Annotated in this window: 13 protein-coding genes; 8 read left to right on the top strand and 5 right to left on the bottom strand. The window is 64.4% G+C overall.

Annotated elements, in window-relative coordinates; translation table 11 throughout:
• Window positions 1–16: 16 nt before the first annotated feature.
• The 5 genes from nhaA to NKH28_RS01710 form a co-directional block, all read right to left on the bottom strand.
• The gene (gene nhaA / locus NKH28_RS01730; protein WP_352540418.1) at window positions 17–1210 is read right to left on the bottom strand and encodes a Na+/H+ antiporter NhaA; all 1194 of its coding nucleotides are present in this window, start codon (window positions 1208–1210) and stop codon (window positions 17–19) included.
• A 91-nt stretch (window positions 1211–1301) separates the two neighbouring features.
• Complete coding sequence (locus tag NKH28_RS01725) at window positions 1302–1865, bottom strand: ActR/PrrA/RegA family redox response regulator transcription factor (RefSeq protein WP_023676342.1); 564 nt, start codon at window positions 1863–1865, stop codon at window positions 1302–1304.
• A 63-nt stretch (window positions 1866–1928) separates the two neighbouring features.
• The gene (locus NKH28_RS01720) at window positions 1929–3254 is read right to left on the bottom strand and encodes an ActS/PrrB/RegB family redox-sensitive histidine kinase (protein ID WP_352813812.1); all 1326 of its coding nucleotides are present in this window, start codon (window positions 3252–3254) and stop codon (window positions 1929–1931) included.
• Between the two features lie 87 nt (window positions 3255–3341).
• A complete protein-coding gene (gene hrpB, locus NKH28_RS01715; protein WP_352977595.1) occupies window positions 3342–5960 on the bottom strand; it encodes an ATP-dependent helicase HrpB in 2619 nt (872 codons plus the stop codon).
• A 74-nt stretch (window positions 5961–6034) separates the two neighbouring features.
• Complete coding sequence (locus tag NKH28_RS01710; protein WP_352448474.1) at window positions 6035–6925, bottom strand: DMT family transporter; 891 nt, start codon at window positions 6923–6925, stop codon at window positions 6035–6037.
• A gap of 27 nt (window positions 6926–6952) precedes the next feature.
• On the opposite strand from NKH28_RS01710, the gene NKH28_RS01705 reads away from it, so the two are divergent.
• The 8 genes from NKH28_RS01705 to NKH28_RS01670 all read left to right on the top strand — a co-directional run bounded on the left by NKH28_RS01705 (window position 6953) and on the right by NKH28_RS01670 (window position 15221).
• Entirely contained in the window at window positions 6953–7642 is a 690-nt protein-coding gene (locus NKH28_RS01705; protein WP_352448473.1) for a PIG-L deacetylase family protein, read from the top strand.
• A gap of 212 nt (window positions 7643–7854) precedes the next feature.
• Window positions 7855–9186, top strand: coding sequence for an ABC transporter substrate-binding protein (locus NKH28_RS01700; protein ID WP_352469942.1), 1332 nt, complete (start codon window positions 7855–7857; stop codon window positions 9184–9186).
• A gap of 110 nt (window positions 9187–9296) precedes the next feature.
• Entirely contained in the window at window positions 9297–10244 is a 948-nt protein-coding gene (locus NKH28_RS01695; RefSeq protein WP_031211681.1) for a carbohydrate ABC transporter permease, read from the top strand.
• Window positions 10241–11191 carry a carbohydrate ABC transporter permease gene (locus NKH28_RS01690; protein WP_352448471.1) on the top strand — a complete coding sequence of 317 codons (951 nt, stop codon included), beginning with the start codon at window positions 10241–10243 and terminating at the stop codon, window positions 11189–11191. The genes NKH28_RS01695 and NKH28_RS01690 overlap by 4 nt, the downstream gene beginning before the upstream one ends.
• Entirely contained in the window at window positions 11188–11388 is a 201-nt protein-coding gene (locus NKH28_RS01685) for a hypothetical protein (RefSeq protein ID WP_023676334.1), read from the top strand. Before NKH28_RS01690 ends, NKH28_RS01685 begins: the two co-directional genes overlap by 4 nt.
• A 3-nt stretch (window positions 11389–11391) precedes the next feature.
• Window positions 11392–12504 (top strand): ABC transporter ATP-binding protein, encoded by a 1113-nt coding sequence (locus tag NKH28_RS01680; RefSeq protein WP_023676333.1) that lies wholly within the window; start codon window positions 11392–11394, stop codon window positions 12502–12504.
• Window positions 12497–13510 (top strand): ABC transporter ATP-binding protein, encoded by a 1014-nt coding sequence (locus tag NKH28_RS01675; protein WP_352448469.1) that lies wholly within the window; start codon window positions 12497–12499, stop codon window positions 13508–13510. The genes NKH28_RS01680 and NKH28_RS01675 overlap by 8 nt, the downstream gene beginning before the upstream one ends.
• Window positions 13511–13577: 67 nt before the next feature.
• Window positions 13578–15221: a dihydroxyacetone kinase subunit DhaK gene (locus tag NKH28_RS01670; RefSeq protein WP_352977593.1), complete on the top strand. Its 1644-nt coding sequence runs from the start codon at window positions 13578–13580 to the stop codon at window positions 15219–15221.
• The last annotated feature ends 10 nt before the right edge of the window (window positions 15222–15231 follow it).

Below are 15231 nucleotides of genomic sequence, written 5' to 3'. Positions count from 1 at the left end.
GCCCGCGAGGAGACGCCTATTCTTCCGCCTCCTCCGCCTCGCCTGCGGCCGGCGCCACCAGCAGCACAGCGGCGCCTAGGAGCGCGGCGATGAAGGAGCCGGCGAGGATGCCGACCTTGACCGCGTCCTGCAGGGCGGCGTCGCTGGCGAAGGCGAGCAGGCCGATGAACAGGCTCATGGTGAAACCGATGCCACAGAGCAGCGAAATGCCGACCATGTGCAGCCAGCCGGCATTGACCGGCAGATCGGCGAAGCCAAGCCGGATGGCAAGCGCGGAAGACCCGAACACCCCGACCAGCTTGCCGGCGAGGAGGCCGGCGGCGACGCCGAGCGTCAGCGGCTCGGCCAGGGCGGCAGCGCTGAGACCGGCGAGCGAGACGCCGGCGTTGGCAAAGCCGAAAATCGGGATGACGAAAAAGGCGACGACTTTGTGCAGGCCGTGTTCGAGCCGGTGCAGCGGCGAATGGTCGAGATCATGGCCGCTGCCCGGCGATATCTTCAGCGGTATGGTGAGGGCCAGCGCGACGCCGGCGAGCGTCGCATGGACGCCCGATTTGAGCACCAAAACCCACAGAACGATGCCGAGCAAGATGTACGGCAGCAGCGTCAGCACCCGCATGCGGTTGAGCACCACCAGCAGCGCGATCACGGCGAAGGCGGCGCCGAGATAGGCGAGCGAGAGGCCGCTGGTATAGAACACCGCGATGATGAGCACCGCGCCGAGATCGTCGATGATGGCAAGCGCCGTGAGGAATATCTTCAGCGAACCCGGGACGCGGCTGCCGAGCAGCGACAGCACGCCGAGCGCAAAGGCGATATCGGTGGCGGTTGGGATCGCCCAGCCGGACAGAGCGGCTGGATTGTTGCGGTTGATGGCGACGTAGACCAGTGCCGGCGCTGCCATGCCGCCGGCGGCGGCGATGCCGGGCAGCACGCGGCGCGGCCAGGTCGACAGCTGGCCGTCAAGCATTTCGCGCTTGATCTCGAGACCGACCAGCAGGAAGAACACCGCCATCAGGCCGTCATTGATCCAGTGCGAGACGCTGAGCGGTCCGAGATAGGCATGGAGGGCGGAGAAATAAGCCTCGCCCAGCGGCGAATTGGCGACGATCAGGGCCAAGGCCGCCGCAGCCATCAGGATGAGGCCGCCGGCCGCCTCGCTGTCGAGGAATTCGCGCAGCATGGAGACCAGCCGCTTTTCGTCCTGCATGTCGCCTCCGTCGTATCAGCGGCAAGGTCCGACACCGCCAAGCGATGATGCGCAAACAGCGCTGGCCGGGCAAGCCTGTAATGAGAGCCCTTTAGCGCGGCGCGCGCTTGGCGAGGATGCGTTGCAGCGTGCGGCGATGCATGTTCAGGCGGCGTGCGGTTTCCGAGACGTTGCGGTCGCACATTTCGTAGACGCGCTGGATGTGTTCCCAGCGCACACGATCGGCCGACATTGGATTTTCTGGCGGCGCTGCACGTTCGCCCGCGGTGCGGGTCAGGGCGGCAAAAATATCGTCGGCATCGGCCGGCTTCGACAGATAGTCGATGGCGCCGAGCTTTACCGCTGTCACCGCGGTGGCGATGTTGCCGTAGCCGGTGAGGATGATGGCGCGGGCATCGTCGCGCTTCTCGCGAATCGCGGCGACGACGTCGAGGCCGTTGCCGTCGGCCAGCCGCATGTCGACGACCGCATAGGCCGGCGGATTGGCGCGCGCCTTGGCAACCGCCTCCTCGACGCTCTCCGCCGTCTCGACCACGAAACCCCTGGTTTCCATGGCGCGGGCAAGCCGCGTCAGGAACGGCTTGTCGTCGTCCACGATCAGCAGCGAGGTATCCTCGCCTTCGACCATTGCGCCAATCGTTTCGTCAGTACTCATCGTGCTGAAAATCCTGCTGCCTGATTTTTACGCAAATATAGTTTCGCAACGCTATTGTCCAATTTAGGCCGTGTCGAACATGGTGGCCGAAGCCTGCTCGGGATTGAGGAAGATGCTGCGCGGCCACGATATCTGCACGATAGCGCCCTCGCCGGGCTCGCTTGAATTGCGGAAATCGAGCGTCGCGCCGGAGCGTTCGAGCAAGGTCTTGGCGATGAATAGGCCGAGGCCGAGGCCGCCGCCGGCTTCGGTGCCTTGTCGCGTCGACATATAGGGTTCTCCGATACGGTCGATGATCTCCGGTGGAAAGCCCGGCCCGTCGTCGATGATCGAGAAGCTGACGGCGGCTTCATTCCAGTTCCAGCGCACTGTCACGCTGTTGCGGGCGAAGTCGACCGCGTTCTCGACCAGATTGCCGAGGCCGTAAATGACGCCGGGATTGCGCCGGCCCACCGGCTCCGGGCCGATGCGCTCGCCCGGCCGAAGCTTGATCGAAATGCCGAAATCGCGGTGCGGCGCCGTCACCTCCTCGACCAGCGAGGTCAGCGGCAGGCGCGAGAGGTGCACCTCGCTCTCGGAGGACAGGCTGGTCAGGCGCTTCAGGATTTCGCGGCAGCGCTCGCTCTGCGAACGCAGCAGCTTCACGTCCTCGCCGTATTTCGGATCTTCGCCAAGCGCCTTCTCCATCTCCTTGGCAACAAGCGTGATGGTGGCGAGCGGCGTGCCGAGCTCGTGCGCGGCGGCCGCGGCGAGGCCGTCGAGGGCCGAGAGATGCTGTTCTCGCTGCAGCACCAATTCCGTGGCGGCAAGCGCGTTGGCAAGCAGCCGCGCCTCCTCGGCCACCCGGAAGGCATAGATCGCGGTAAAGGCGATGGAGCAGAACACCGCCATCCACATGCCGGCGACATAGATGAACGGCATCGCCAATGGCGCCCCCTCATGCCAGGGCAGCGGCAGGTGGTAAAAGACCAGCAGCGTCGCCGCCACGATCACCAGCGCGCCGAGCATGGCGGTCAGCCGCAGCGGCAGCGACGTCGCCGAGACGACGACGGGCACGGTCATCAGCAGCGAAAACGGATTCGTAAGGCCGCCGGTCATGTAGAGCAGGCCGGCAAGCTGCAGGCTGTCGAAGGTCAGGATGGCGAAGGCCGAGAACGGGGTAAGCCGATGCGCCGCCGGATAGCGGAAGGTCAGCAAAAGGTTCATCCAGGCCGAACAGGCGATCAGCGCAAAACACATGCTGACCGGCAGCGGAAATTTCAGCCCGTAAGCGACGACAAGCACGGTCAGGCTCTGGCCGACGATGGCAAGCCAGCGCAACCTGATCAGCGTATTGAGGCGCAGCCGCTGACTTTGCTGGAAGTCGGGTGCGTGCAGGATGTTTATCATGGGCGGTGATTATAGAGGGGAAACAGTCGGAGGTCTTTTCCGAAAACCGCCGAAGCTGGGCCGGTTCGGGATGACAGTCTGGAAGCATCAGGTACCGCGCGGCTTGGCGCGGCTAGTGGCGGCGGCGAGAAGCGGGTTCTCCGGCCAGACATGCCTGGGATAGCGGCCGCGCATCTCTGCCCGCACATCGGCCCAGGAGCCGCGCCAGAAGCCGGGCAGGTCGCGCGTCGTCTGGATCGGCCGGTGCGCCGGCGACAGCAATTCGAGCGTCAGCGGCACAGTGCCGTTGGCGATCGCCGGATGCCGGTCGAGGCCGAACAGTTCCTGCACGCGGATCGCCAGCACCGGCCATTCGCCGTCATAGCGGATCGGCAGCCGGCTGCCCGACGGCGCGTCGAAATGGGTCGGCGCCAATGTGGCGATCTTGCGCTGCAATTCGTGCGGCACCAGCGTCATCAGGCCTTGCGAAAGCACGCTGGGATCGATTGCCGCAAAGGATGCCGCGCCGGAAAGGAACGGCAGCAGCCAGTCGTCGAGGCGCTCGAGGAGCGCGGCATCGGAGACATCGGGCCATGGCACGCCGAGGCCGCGATGCAGCCAGCCGAGCCGCTGCCGCAACGTCTCCGCCTCGCTGTTCCACGGCAACAGGGACAGGCCGTGTTCGCGCAAGGCGTCGAGGATGGCGCGATCCGCGTCGGCACCGGTCGGCGCCGGCAGCATGCGTTCGGACAGCGTGATGGCGCCGAGGCGAACCGTTTCGCGCACCCGCACCGCGCGCCTGTCGCGGTCGAAGCTCACCTCGCGGCGGGCCTCGATCTTTTCCGCCAGCGCCGTGCGGATGTCGGCCTCATCGATGGCTGCCGCTGCGGTGATGCGGGCGTTCTGCGCCTTGCCCTGCAGGTCGGCGACGACGAGCCAGGTCTCGCCGGCCAGCGGATCGGAGGCGTCGAGCATGGCGCCCGAGCCGTTGGCAAGCACGAAGCGGCCACGCTCGCCGCGCGCTTTGGCGACCCGATCCGGCCAGGCATGGATGAGGAGAGCGCCGGCTGTGCTGCCCTCCCCCTTGAGGGGGTCGGAAGGACGGGCGAGACCCGTGGCTCGCCCCGGCGCGTCGATCCGCGTACCGGATAGGGGTGGGGCCGCTTCGGGCACGCCATCGACGACCCCGCCCCGTCTCGCTCGTCTCGCTGCGCTCGGCTCGCTTGCCGACCCTCCCCTAGAGGGGAAGGGTGAAGCCTGCTTTGCCAGCCTCTCAGCCAGCTGCCGGGCGGCGGTGGCGCGCGGCGATCTTTCGGCGCGAAAGCGCAGCAGCCGCCGTTCGAGATCGGCACCATCGCCGCCAAGGCCACGCTCGGTCAATAATACGGCGAGCATCGCCGCCTCGAGCGCCTCTCCGGTCCTTGCCGCCTCGGCGACCATATGGGCGAGCCGCACCGGTAGCGCCAGCCGGCGCATCGCGGCACCGGCATCCGTCAGGCGTCCTGCCGCATCGACAGCATCGAGCGCACGTAGCAGTACCCTCGCCTCGGTGAGCGCCGGAGCCGGTGGGGGGTCGAGGAAGGATAGACTGGTCGGATCGGCGACGCCGAACGCTGCGCTATCGAGCAACAGGCCGGAAAGATCGGCCTCGAGGATTTCCGGCGGCGTGAAGGCCGGCAGGGCCGCTGTCTGCTCGGCCCGCCACAACCGGATGGCGACGCCCGGCTGCGTGCGTCCGGCACGGCCGGCGCGCTGGTCGGCGGAAGCGCGGGAAGCACGTACCGTCTCCAGCCGCGTCAGGCCGCTCGCCGGTTCATAGCGCGGCAGCCGCGACAGGCCGGAATCGATGACGACGCGGACGCCGTCGATGGTGATGGAGGTTTCGGCGATCGACGTCGCCAGCACGACCTTGCGGCGGCCGAGCGGCGCCGGCTTGATCGCCGCGTCCTGCGCCTTGTTGTCGAGCATACCATAGAGCGGCACGATGTCGGTATCGGCGCCGACCTTGCCCGCCAGCCGCTCGGCGGTGCGCTCGATCTCGCGCTGGCCGGGCAGGAAAGCGAGCACGCTGCCCTCCTCCCCGGCAAGCGCCGAGCGGATCGCCTTGGCCATGGCGTCCTCGATCGTGACGCCGGCCGGCCGCTCGTCATAGCGGATATCGACCGGGAAGGCGCGGCCCGCGCTCTCGATCACCGGCGCGCCGGACAGCAATTTTGCGACACCCGCGCCGTCGAGCGTTGCCGACATCACCAGCAATCTGAGTTCGGGCCTCAGCGCACCCTGCACGTCAAGCGCCAGCGCCAACCCGAAATCGCCGTCGAGCGAGCGTTCGTGGAACTCGTCGAATAGCACCGCCGCGACACCAGGCAGTTCCGGGTCGTCGAGGATCATGCGGGACAGCACGCCTTCGGTGACGACGAGAACCCTGGTCTTTGCGGAACTGCGGTTTTCCATGCGCATGGCATAGCCGACGGTTTCGCCGGGCTCTTGGCCGAGCAATTCGGCCATGCGGCGGGCGGCAGCGCGGGCGGCGAGGCGGCGCGGCTCGAGCAGGATGATCTTTCCGGCGCCGAGCCATTCAGCGTCGAGCAGCGCCAGTGGAACCAGCGTCGTCTTGCCGGCACCGGGTGGCGCCACCAGCACGGCGCTGTTACCATGGCTCAGCGTTTCATTGAGCGCCGGCAAGACAACGGAGACCGGCAGGTCCGGCAAGGGTTTTGTCGTCATTGTGCTATGCTGTGCAGCCAGTTGGCGCAACCGCATATCAGCGGTGGCGGTCGCGGCGCAACCTCGGCGCCGACTCAAAGCCTGGTCCGCGAAAACGGGTTCCAGCGCACCGTGCCGAGCCGCACCTCCTCGCGCACCATGGTCAGCAGGCCGGAACCGCCGACCACGGCCAAGCCGACCAGCGACAGAAAATCCGGATATTCCCTGAAGAACAGCGCACCCAGAACCACCGCCCAGACGATCTGCGAGTAATGCGTCGGCGCGATGCGGTTGGCCGGTGCGTATTTGACCGCCAGCAGATGCAACAGCTGGCCGCCGGCGGTGAAGGCGCCGGCCAGTACCAGCCAGGCCCATTGCCTGCCATCCGGCAACGAGAACGAGGTAGCCGCCGCACCGGCGCCGTTGAAGAGCAGGCCGTAGCCGATCAGCACGCCGAGCATCGTCGTGCGCTTTTCCTGCGCGGCGAGCGAACGCATCAGGATCACATTGGTGGCGGCCAGGAAGGCGATGATGAACGCCGCCAGATGACCAAGATGCAATTCGCGAAACCCCGGCCTGACGACCAGCATGACCCCGGCAAAGCCGGCGACCACCGCCAGCCACCGCCACGGGCCGACCTTCTCCTTGAGGACCAGCGTGGCCAGGATGGTGACGAACAGCGGCGCCAGAAAGATGAGCGCATAGACTTCCGCCAGCGGGATGGTGGTGAAGGCATAGACGCTGAGCACGCCCGAGGCGATGCCGGCCCAGGCCCGGGCCTGTACCGCCCAGGGCCGGTTGGTGCGCCAGAAATCGAGCCAGCGCTCGCCTGCCGGCCTGGCAAAGAGCAGAAAGCAGCCGGCAAACAATGTCGAGAAGAAGCCGATCTCGAAGACGTTGAACTGCCCGCCCAGGCTTTTGACAACGGCGTCGCTGCACGAATAGCTTGCATAGGCGATGAGTGCGAGCAGAATTCCGTTGGGCACGTTTTTCCATTTCCGGGAGAGATGAGAGTGAAGATATTGGCGCTTGGCGCGCATTCGGACGACATCGAGATCTTCATGTTCGGTACGATGGCGGCCTATGCCGCGCAAGGCGCAGAACTCTTTTTTGCCATAGCCACGGATGGCACCAGGGGCGGCTACGGCGATCCGTCAGCGCTGGCCCGCACGCGCCGCAAGGAGGCGATGGCGGCGGCCGGCCTGCTTGGCGTGACGCCGCGCTTCCTTGACTTTCCCGATGGCGGGCTGGTCGCGGATGCCGCGCTGATCGGGGCGCTCAAAGCACTGATCGGCGAGATAGGGCCGGATCTGGTGATAACGCATGCGCCGAACGACTATCATGGCGACCACCGCGCGCTGTCGGATGGCGTGCGCATCGCAGCGTCATTCTCGGTGCCGGTGCTACATGCCGACACGTTCGGCGGCACCGGGTTTTCGCCAACGCACTACGTCGACACCTCCAGGCATTTCGATCTCAAGGCGGAGGCGATCAGGGCGCACCAGTCGCAGGATCCCGAGCGTTTCGTCGACGCGGCGCGCACGCAGAACGCCTTTCGCGCCGGCCAGTGCAACGGCCCGGCCGGATCGTTTGCCGAGGCCTTCCGCTTCGAGCCAGTCTTCCCCTTCGCCGATATCCGCGCGCTGCTGCCGCCGGCCCCAGTGATCCGTCCGGTGGCTGTCAGCAACAAGACGGTGACCTAGACAGGTCGCCGCAACTTCTCACGTTGCTTTCCTGTCCAGCATGCTGCGGTGCAGCAACGAATTCGCTTGCTTTGTTTAGTAAAAATTGCATCACTAAACAAATTACTAAACATCCGGTGCGCCGCCGCGTCGTTGTGTTTGGGCCCCGGAGGAGGGGTTTAGCGGGCTCTTGAAACCGTCATCCGGACGTGTTTCGCAAATGGGAGGAAGGCATGAAATCGACCTTGAAATTGGCGTTGGGACTGGCATCGACACTCTTTGCGTCGACAGCCGTTTCGAATGTCGCGCGGGCAGAAGATCTGACGCTTTGCTGGGCAGCCTGGGACCCGGCCAACGCGCTTGTGGAATTGTCCAAGGACTTCACCAAGGAAACCGGCATCGGCATGAAATTCGAATTCGTGCCGTGGACCAACTATGCCGATCGCTTTCTCAACGAGCTGAATTCGCACGGCAAGCTGTGCGACCTCATCATCGGCGACAGCCAGTGGATCGGCGGTGCCGCCGAGAACGGCCATTACGTCAAGCTGAACGACTTCTTCGACAAGGAGAAGATTAGCATGGATGATTTCGTGCCGGCGACCGTCGTCGGCTATTCGGAATGGCCGAAGAACTCGCCGAATTACTGGGCGCTGCCGGCCATGGGTGACGTCGTCGGTTGGACTTACCGCAAGGACTGGTTCTCCAAGCCGGAGCTGCGGAAGGAATTCAAGGAAAAGTACGGCTGGGATCTCGGCCCGCCGACGACCTTCGACCAATTGAAGCAGATCGCCGAATTCTTCCAGAAGCGCGACATCGACGGCAAGACCGTCTATGGCGCGTCGATCTACACCGAGCGCGGCTCGGAAGGCATCACCATGGGCGCCATGGACGTGCTCTACAGCTTTGGCTTCCAGTACGAAAACCCGAAAAAACCCTACGAGATGGAAGGCTTCGTCAACTCCGATAAATCGGTGAAGGGCCTGGAGTTCTACAAAGCCCTCTACGATTGCTGCACCCCTCCCGGCGCCTCGAACAGCTACATGGGCGAAGGCGTTGATGCCTTCAAATCCGGCCAGGTGGCGATGCACATGAACTTCGCCTTCACCTGGCCAGGCCTGCAGAAGGACGAGAATGTCGGCGGCGACAAGATCGGCTATTTCGTCAATCCCAAAGGTCCGGACGGGGACCAGTTCGCCCAGCTCGGCGGCCAGGGCATCTCGGTGGTCTCCTATTCCGACAAGCAGGAAGCCGCGCTCAAATACATCAAATGGTTCGCCAACAAGGACGTGCAGTCCAAATGGTGGTCGCTCGGCGGCTATTCCTGCCTCAACGCGGTCGTCAAGGACCCCGCCTTCCCGGCCAGCCAGCCCTATGCGCAGACCTTCCTCGACTCGATGGCCATCGTGAAGGACTTCTGGGCCGAGCCGAGCTATGCCCCGCTGTTGCAGGCATCGCAGAAGCGCTTCCACGACTATGTCGTTGCCGGGCAAGGCTCGGCCAAGGATGCGCTCGACGGCCTCGTCAAGGACTGGACCGAGGTCTTCCAGGACGATGGCAAGATGTAAACGGCTCCTCCCGAGCCCATGACCGAACCGTCCCGTGCCACTTGGCACGGGACACAGTTCAGATAAATTCCATTGTCGAGACGAGCCAAGTGACCGAAGCAGGACTGACCATGCTCAATCGGACGGCGGACAGCGTTGCCCGGGCTACGCCCGAGCCGTTGGCCCGCAAGGTCCGGGGCATCAGCGACAAGGGCCTCGCCTGGCTGTTCATCTCGCCGACGATCCTGTTGCTGTTAGCTATCAACATCTTTCCGCTGTTCTGGGCAATCTATCTGTCCTTCACCAATTTTCGCGCCAATCGGCCCAACGAGGTTGTGAAGAACCTCGGGCTGGCCAACTACAAGCGCATCCTCGCCGACCAGGACATCTGGATCGCCATGCAGACGACGGCGCATTTCGTGTTCTGGACCATCCTGCTGCAGACGCTGATCGGCTTCACTCTGGCCTGGCTGATCGACCGCAAGTTCCGCGGCCACGCCTTCTGGACGACCATCATCCTGGTGCCGATGATGCTATCGCCGGCGGTGGTCGGCAATTTCTGGCGCTTTCTCTACGAGCCGCAGATCGGGCTGTTCGCCTACGCCGTTTCGTTCGTCACCGGCATTCCGGCAACCGAGATCAGCATGCTCTCCAACGTGTCACTGGCGCCATGGTCGATCATCATCGTCGACACCTGGATGTGGACGCCTTACGTAATGCTGATCTGCCTCGCCGGCCTGCGCTCGATCCCCGAATACATCTACGAAGCGGCCGAGGTCGACCGCGCCTCCAACTGGCGGCAGTTCTGGTCGATCACGCTGCCGATGGCGCTGCCCTTCATCATGCTGGCGGTGCTGTTTCGCGGCATCGAGAACTTCAAGATGTTCGACATGGTCAATTTGCTCACCGGCGGCGGGCCGGGATCGACCACCGAAGTGGCCTCGATCACGCTGAAGCGGCAGGCCTTCGAAAGCTGGCGGACGGGCTATTCCTCGGCTTTCGCCATCATCCTGTTCGTCGCAGTGTTTGGCCTCGCAAACATCTACGTCAAGGCGCTCAACAAGGTGAAGCAGAGATGAGCCTGACGTCAGCCCATTCCGTTGTCGCGCCGTCGGCCACGTCGAAGCGCGTCGCCGGCGCCATCATCGTCGCCTACGCGCTGATCTCGATCGTGCCGCTGCTGTGGATCTTCGCCACCAGCTTCAAGACGCCGCCGGATTCGATCGCCTATCCGCCGAAGATCCTGTTCCAGCCCAGCCTCGAGGGCTACTGCAATTTGTTCTCGACCCGGACTCGGCAAACACCGGAATACATCAACTCGCTGGGACCGGCGACGGGCCTGTGCGACGAGACGGTGCGCAAGCGCAATATGGTGATCGCCGGCCCGTCCAACTTCATGCCGCGCTTCGTCAATTCGCTGATTATCGCGTTCGGCTCGACGTTTTGCGCGGTTTTCCTCGGCACGCTGTCGGCCTATGGTTTTTCGCGCTTCAAGGTGCCGCTCGCCGACGACCTTCTGTTCTTCATCCTGTCGACGCGGATGATGCCGCCGATCGCGGTCGCCATCCCGATCTACCTGATGTACCGGGAGCTTGGCCTGTCGGACACGGCTCTCGGCATGATCCTGCTTTATACGGCGGTCAACGTGTCCTTGGCGGTGTGGCTGCTGAAAGGCTTCATCGACGAGATCCCGCGCGAATATGAAGAAGCGGCGATGATCGACGGCTACACCAGGCTGCAGGCGTTCTGGCGCACGGTGCTGCCGCAGGCGACCACCGGTATTGCCGCAACCGCCATCTTCTGCCTGATCTTTGCCTGGAACGAATATGCCTTCGCTGCGCTGCTGACCTCGGGCACGGCGCAGACCGCGCCGCCCTTCATTCCGACCATCATCGGCGAAGGCGGTCAGGACTGGCCGGCGGTCGCGGCCGGCACGACGATCTTTCTGGTGCCGATCCTGGTCTTCACCATCCTGCTTCGCAAGCAATTGCTGCGCGGCATCACCTTTGGCGCGGTGCGTAAATGAGCATGACCGCAAAACGCAAATCGCGCTGGCCCGTCTGGGCCAGGCGCGGGCTGATGGAAAACGTCGCCACCGCGATCATCGCCATCGGCTTCCTGATGCTGTTCCAGCCCTTCGCACTGGTGCTCTACACCTATTCCTTCATCACCATGCTTGCGGGCACGGCGATGTTCATCATCGTCTCGAAATTTCCGGAGTAGACGATGGCCGAGATCAGGGTCGAACATCTGAGGAAGGCATTCGGCGATTTCGTCGCCGTGCAGGATTCCAACTTCGTCGTCGAGGACGGCGAATTCTTCGTCATGCTGGGGCCGTCCGGCTGCGGCAAGACGACGACGTTGCGCATGATCGCCGGGCTCGAACTGCCGACCGGCGGCAAGATCCTGCTTGGCGGCGAGGACGTCACCATGCGACGTGCCCGCGAGCGCGACATCGCCTTCGTCTTCCAGCTGTTCGCGCTCTACCCGCACATGAATGTGCGGAAGAACATCGGCTTTCCACTGCTGGCGCAAGGCATGCCAGGCGCTGAAATCCGGAGCCGAGTGGAGGAGACGGCGAAGCTTTTGCGGATCGACCATCTGCTCAACAAATCGGTCTCCGGGCTTGCCGGCGGCGATCGCCAGCGCGTGGCGCTCGGCCGCGCCATCGTACGGCGGCCAAAATGCTTCCTGATGGATGAGCCGCTCGGCACGCTCGACACCGAATTCCGCGACCTGATGGTCCATGAATTGCGAGAACTGCACAACCGCATTCACGCCACCACCGTCTATGTCACGCATGACCAGATGGAAGCGATGTCGATGGCCGACAAGATCGCGGTGATGAACCACGGCGTCATCGAGCAGTTCGGCACGCCGCGCGAGATCTACGACCGGCCGGCGACGATGTTCGTCGCCGACTTCATCGGCTCGCCGCCGATGAATTTCCTCGGCTTCGGCGGCGGGCTTTCAAAGGGCGCCAGGGAAATTGTTGTGCAAGGCGCGAAGGTGGCCGTGCCGGAGATCCGCGAGGACGTCGCGCCGGCCGAGATGGCGCTTGGCATCCGACCGGAGCACATCCGCTTCGATGACGCTTCGAAGCTGCGCGGTGCTATTTACGGCACGGAATATCTCGGCACCACTCAGATCGTCGCGGTGGAGACAGCGGACGGCATCATCAAGGCCAGGGTGCCGGCCGAAATCCGGCTCAATCCGGGCGATCATGTGGGCCTGGCGCTGAGCAGCGCGCGGCTGTCGCTGTTCGCAAAAGGATCCGGGCGTGCGGTGCGCACCGAAATCCATGACTCGGCCTCCCAGGGGAGAGCACATCATGGCTGACGTTCACATCAAAAGCGTGACCAAGGCTTTTGGCGAGCATGTCGCCGTCGACAATCTCGACCTGCATATCGCCGACGGGGAATTCGTCGTGCTGCTCGGGCCGACCGGCGCCGGCAAGACGACGACGCTCAGGCTGATCGCCGGGTTGGAGCGTCCGGAAGCGGGCTCGATCCATATTGCCGGCCACGACACGACGACGCTGTCGCCGGCCGAGCGCGACACCGCTTTCGTATTCCAGCAATATTCGCTCTATCCGCATCTGTCGGTTTACGACAACCTCGCCTTTCCGCTGCGCTCGCCAGCACGGAAAATGCCGGAGGATCAGATCCGCCGCCGCGTCGAGGACGTGGCCAAGATGGTGCGTATCCACCACAAGCTGAATAATCGCTCGACCAAACTCTCTGGCGGCGAGATGCAGCGCGTCGCCATCGGCCGCGCCTTGGTGCGCAAGCCGTCGATCTACCTGATGGACGAGCCGCTGTCGTCGCTCGACGCCAAGCTGCGCGCCGATCTCAGGCTAGAGCTGAAGCGCATCCAGGCGGAACTCGGCGCCACAATGCTCTACGTCACGCACGACCAGATCGAAGCGATGACCATGGCCGACCGCATCGGCATTCTCGCCGACGGCGTGCTGGTGCAGATCGGTTCCCCGCGCGCGATCTATTCTGAGCCGGCAAACCTACACGTCGCCGCACGGCTCGGCCAACCGGCAATCAATTTGTTGCCGGTCGGACTGCTGCCGGATGGCGGCGCGCCGGCGGGAACAAAGACGATCGGTGCTCGCACCGAACATCTTTCGATCGAGAAGGCGGCGAACGGCCATGCCGACGGCGTCGTCGATTGGGTCGAGCATCTCGGCGACCAGAACCATCTGCATGTGACGGTGGGGACCAGGAAGCTGGTGACGCTAACCGACCCCGACACCGACCTGGCTCAGGGCGACAAGATCATGATCCGCTATCGCTCGCCGCTGTATTTCGGCCCCGATGGGCGACGGCTGATGTGAGCGCTGCGCGAGTGTTTTCCTGGCACCTTTCAACCGGCAATTTCGGGCACCGGACTGGACCAATTCGATGAAGCATTTTTTCAATCGCAGGGATACGATCGTAACTGAGGCCCTGGACGGCTTCCTCGATACTACCGGCGCCGGCGATCTCGCTCGCCTCGACGGCTATCCCGAGATCAAGGTCATTCTCCGCGCGGACTGGGATAAGACCAAGGTTGCGGTCATTTCCGGCGGCGGGGCCGGGCACGAACCTGCCCATGCCGGCTTTGTTGGCATTGGCATGCTGACGGCGGCGGTTTCGGGCGAGATCTTTGCTTCGCCGAGCGTGGAAGCGGTATTGGCCGCCATCCGCGCGGTGACCGGTCCCGCCGGGTGTCTGCTGATCGTCAAGAACTATACCGGCGATCGCCTCAACTTCGGCCTGGCAGCCGAGAAGGCGCGCGCCGAAGGCTTCCGGGTCGAGATGGTGATTGTCGCCGACGATATCGCCCTGCCGGACATTGCCCAGCCGCGTGGCCTGGCCGGCACCTTGTTCGTGCACAAGATCGCCGGCCACCAGTCGGAAGCCGGCATTGACCTGGCGGCGATTGCCGGGGCGGCGCGGGCAGTGGCGGCGGATATCGTTTCGCTCGGCATATCGCTGTCATCCTGCTCGATCCCCGGCCAGAGCCATGAAGAAAGATTCGGGGCGGACGATGCCGAACTCGGCCTCGGCATCCATGGCGAACCGGGCGTTGAGCGGATTGCGGTGCAAAGTGCCGAAAGGCTGGTTGCGATCATGTCGGAGCGCCTTGCCGCGCGGCTTGATCCGGTCAGCCACTACGCCTTGCTGATCAATAATCTCGGTTCGGTGCCACCGCTGGAAATGTTGCTTGTCGCCAATGCGGTACTGGCTTCACCGCTGGCGCAAAAGGTGACGCTGACAATCGGGCCCGGGCAGCTTATGACCGCGCTCAACATGAACGGCTTTTCCCTGTCGCTGATCCGGCTCGATGCGTCGCGCGAAGCGGCGTTGCGGGCGCCGGTAGGCCCCCACGCCTGGCTGCCGGCAAGAGCCGTTCGCCAAGCCAGCGTCGTGCCGATGGCCAAAGCCGCCGGCCCGAACAACGCGTCGAAAGCCAGCCAAGACGCACGCACCGACCGGTTGGTTGTCGCGATCTGCGAACGGCTGATCTCGCTTGAAGGCTCGTTGAACGGACTGGATGCCAAGGCGGGAGACGGTGACACCGGATCGACAGTGGCGGCCGGTGCGCGCAGTGTGCTTGGCCGCATTGCAACACTGCCGCTCGCTGACCCTGCCGCAACGCTCGCCGTCGTCGGCGACATCCTGAGCGCCAGCATGGGCGGCTCTAGCGGCGTGCTGTTGTCGATCTTCTTCACCGCCGCCGCGCAGGCGCTGGAGTCTGGCGAAACGCTTCCCAAGGCGCTTCTCGCCGGCCTCGATCGGATGTCCTTCTATGGTGGAGCGAGGGTCGGCGATCGCACGATGATCGATGCCCTGGAACCCGCCTTGAGGGCGCTGGATAGGGGGAGTCTGGAAGATGCGGCGGTCGCGGCGCAACGCGGCGCCGAGGCCACCGCTGCCATGCGCAAGGCCAAGGCCGGGCGGTCCGCTTATATTGGCAGCCAGCTCGACGGCGTGGTCGACCCCGGCGCCTTTGCCGTCGCCGAGGTCTTCACTGCCCTCGCTGCGTTGCTCGAACCCGCTTGACTGGGGAAAA

Origin of the sequence: Mesorhizobium sp. M1227, assembly GCF_040318315.1 — a bacterium.
GTDB lineage: Bacteria > Pseudomonadota > Alphaproteobacteria > Rhizobiales > Rhizobiaceae > Mesorhizobium.
Note: the sequence above shows the minus strand (reverse complement) of the source record. Positions and strands in the feature narration are given on the sequence as shown.